Source organism: uncultured Ruminococcus sp. (assembly GCF_946415235.1).
Taxonomy (GTDB): domain Bacteria; phylum Bacillota; class Clostridia; order Oscillospirales; family Ruminococcaceae; genus Ruminococcus.
Map to the genome: position 1 here is coordinate 1 of NZ_CAMKRR010000169.1, position 3,256 is coordinate 3,256.

Genomic DNA, 3,256 nt, shown 5'->3' on the forward strand with positions numbered 1-3,256 from the left:
AATCTCAAGGGTCGTTTTTCTTTTCTTCGCATTGTTCAATTTTCAAGATGCTGTTCGCTCTCCCCCTTTTCGGGACAGCTTTAATATTATATCACAGAAGTTTTTCAATGTCAATACCTTTTTGAAAAATTTTTCTGAGATTTTTTTGCCGCACCCGATCGTGCTTCCCATGCTGCGCCAACAGACTCACTGTTTTCGCTCTCTCGCGGCGACTTAATTATTATATCACGCTGACAGGTCAATGTCAACACGGAATAATCCACAAGCTTGATTCTCGTTTTAAATCGAATTGTGTCTAATTTTACTGTTATTTATCAATGAGCACCGTAATACAGAGCTCCCCGGGATTTTCACGCAGTCTGATAACTATATCTCCGTCCGCTGAAACGCCTGCTTCGTCAAACAGCTCCGCGACTCTTTCCTCGTTCGTTATCACATATTTGAACTGTGAGTACGTATCGCTGTCCGCGAACCCGATATCTATCGTATCATTGCCCGAGCTCAGTGAATCCTTGAGTATGCTCAGCGCCTTTTCAAGGTTTTCTGCGTGATGCCCGCTGACCTTGAAGGTATTCCAGTTGTCGCTGGTGCATTTCTGCGGTTCAAAAAGCTCCTCATCGGCAAAATGTGTACGTGAAAACGCTTTATCGGGACGCAGGAAATACTCGCTGCGTATCTCTCCCGCAACATCGGTATCCTCCCATGTTACGTCGAGATTGAACCATTCCGTACCTATTTTGACCTGATTCCACGCATGATTTTCACCTGTATCGGTAGTTCCCGTAATGAGCTGGCTTTCCAGTCCCATTTCGGCAGCAAGAAGATTGAACGCCTTGGAGTAGCCCTCGCAATTAGCTTTCCCCTCAACAAGGCAGCCGTAAGCCGTCGAAGCATAGCTGTCGTCGTCTCCGAGGACATATTTGCAGTTATTTATTATATAGTTGCTTATATATGTAGCTATATAGTAATTCCCGCGTATGCTGCTGCCGCCCTTTACTGCTTTTTTTACAGCATTTCTGAGTTCGCCTCTCCTGAGCTCCAGATCGAGCTCGGGTTTGTATGCCATCTTCGCCTCGTGGACCCTTTTGGCGGTATAGTACACTGAATCTAGGAAAAAGAACTCTCCTTCCTGCTTTTCAAGTATGCGGAACACCTTTGAGTACTCCTCGCCCTTAACCTCAAACGGAAGCGGTATGGCTTCCTTTTCTTCATTTATACCGCGGTACAAAGCCGTATAAAGAGCCTGTTCCTTTATGCCGAGCTCATAGTACACAGGTCTGACAGCAGCCTCCTCGTAGGTCAGATACTCCGCATCGGGGTAATTACGCATAAAGCCCGTTGCAAAGCCGTAGTTGAGCGCAACAGCTGCAAACAGACAGCAGGCAAAGACAAGCAGTGTCAATATAACTTTTTTCTTCAAGTCAGTTCTCCGATATCATAACAGTGTTGTTCTTTATCTTAAAATCAGGCAGATTTTCCACGAACTTGCTGAACTTGGAATATCCGTAGGTCTTTACGTCAAATCCGGGAACCTTTAAGCAGAGCTGTTTTTTCAGCTCGCCCAGATTATAGCCCTTGTTCCCGTTTGAGCGAACTATCGCCTCAAGCGCACTTTCTATGCATTCGAGGTCGGTCATACTGGTCTTCTGCGAGACCAGTATACTGCTGCCCTCCTGACGGAAGCTGAGTCCGTCGAATTCCTTGAGGAACTGCGAGAATTTTGAATATCCGTAGTTTCTCACGTCGAAGTCGGGATAACGGTTGATAAGCCTGCTTCCAAGCTCGCCTATATTGATCTCGTCCCTGAGATTTGCATTTTCGGTTATTATACGTACTATAGCCGTTTCGAGGGTCTTCATCTCCAGCTTTTCCGTCTCGCCCGTGCCCTGAAGCTCCTCATCGGCAAGTATCTCAAGATACTTGAAGGCGTTGCAGGCAGTACTGAAAGGCTTCGGCGTTTTCTGCTCGCCCATGCCTATAACGTGCATACCCGACTCACGCAGACGAATGGCAAGTCTCGTAAAATCGCTGTCGCTCGAAACTATACAGAAGCCGTCAACATTATGGGAATAGAGGATATCCATAGCGTCAATTATCATTGCAGAGTCCGTAGCGTTCTTTCCCGTGGTATAGCTGTACTGCTGGACAGGCGTAATAGCATTGTCGAGAGCCATGCTTTTCCAGCCTGCAAGATTGGGCCTCGTCCAGTCGCCGTATACTCTCTTGTATGTAACGACTCCGTAGTTTGAGACCTCATCGAGAATGTACTTGGTATACTTTGCCGCCACGTTATCGGCGTCAATAAGAACTGCGTACCTCATTTCCTTTTCCATTTCCTCACTCCTGTAGCGTCCTTGCCGCCGCGGCGGCAGATAGTACTTTCATTATAACATTTATATTTAATTTTGTATATAGTAATTCCGCACAAAGAAGATTTATCCTCTTTGTGCGGAATTTAAAACACATTTTATCAGTTTTATTCCTCGTATGATGAATACAGGTATTCGTTCACGCCGTCGGAAAAGCTTTCCTCGCCCCACTGATACTCGGGGAAATAATCCTTCTTCTGACCGACCGTATCAAAGGAGGTAGTCTTTTCGTACTCGTATTTTCCCGTTCTGCGGTAGATAACACGCTTGCGCTCGCCCTTTGAGGTCACGTAGTACAGGGTGTGCTTGTTGTCGGGAGTCCTGAACTCCTGCAAGCGCATGAACTCTATGGCGCTCCTGTTGGTGTAAGCCACGTAGCCCACTGCTCCGCCGCAAAGGAAAACGAGCAGCGCCGTGCATATAACTATGACCTTGCCCTGTCCGCCCTTTGAGAGCTTGATTATTAGGAACAGCAACGCACACAGGCACACTATGGGTACCAGCGCAAGAAGCGCGACATTCGCTATTATTACCTGAGTTATATCCCCGAAGGAATAGAACTTGCCCGGCTTGTCATACCAGTAGAAAAGGCGTATGATAACGCAGCATATCACTGCAAGCACTACCAGCAGCCACTTTATTACGCCCAAAAACTTCAGGATCTTCATATTCCTGAATTCTCTTTTTACCTTTGCTGAACTTTCTTTATATTTTCTGCCCATAATTTATCTCCGATCATAGCTGAAACATAACTGTATTACCGATCTTCTAAATAAAAAATCCCGAAACTATTGCTTCGGGATTCATGTAATGACGAGAGTATTCCCCCGCCACTATGGAGCGGATTACGAGGCTCGAACTCGCTACCTCCACCTTGGCAAGGTGGC

At 46.4% G+C, this 3,256-nt stretch carries 3 protein-coding genes; all 3 read right to left on the minus strand.

Going from position 1 to position 3,256, the window contains the following annotated elements; translation table 11 throughout:
• Positions 1–307: 307 nt before the first annotated feature.
• Entirely contained in the window at positions 308–1,420 is a 1,113-nt protein-coding gene (locus Q0R37_RS15500) for a transglutaminase domain-containing protein (RefSeq protein WP_294755518.1), read from the minus strand.
• A gap of 1 nt (position 1,421) precedes the next feature.
• On the minus strand, positions 1,422–2,333 hold the full coding sequence (locus Q0R37_RS15505; RefSeq protein WP_294755520.1) for an NYN domain-containing protein: 912 nt from the start codon (positions 2,331–2,333) through the stop codon (positions 1,422–1,424).
• A 143-nt stretch (positions 2,334–2,476) separates the two neighbouring features.
• Entirely contained in the window at positions 2,477–3,091 is a 615-nt protein-coding gene (locus tag Q0R37_RS15510; protein ID WP_294755521.1) for a hypothetical protein, read from the minus strand.
• Positions 3,092–3,256 lie beyond the last annotated feature (165 nt).

Bases quoted from the DNA above. Each gene is read 5' to 3' on its own strand.
- Q0R37_RS15510 (WP_294755521.1), bottom strand. From the start codon at position 3,091: ATGGGCAGAAAATATAAAGAAAGTTCAGCAAAGGTAAAAAGAGAATTC.
- Q0R37_RS15505 (WP_294755520.1), bottom strand. From the start codon at position 2,333: ATGGAAAAGGAAATGAGGTACGCAGTTCTTATTGACGCCGATAACGTG.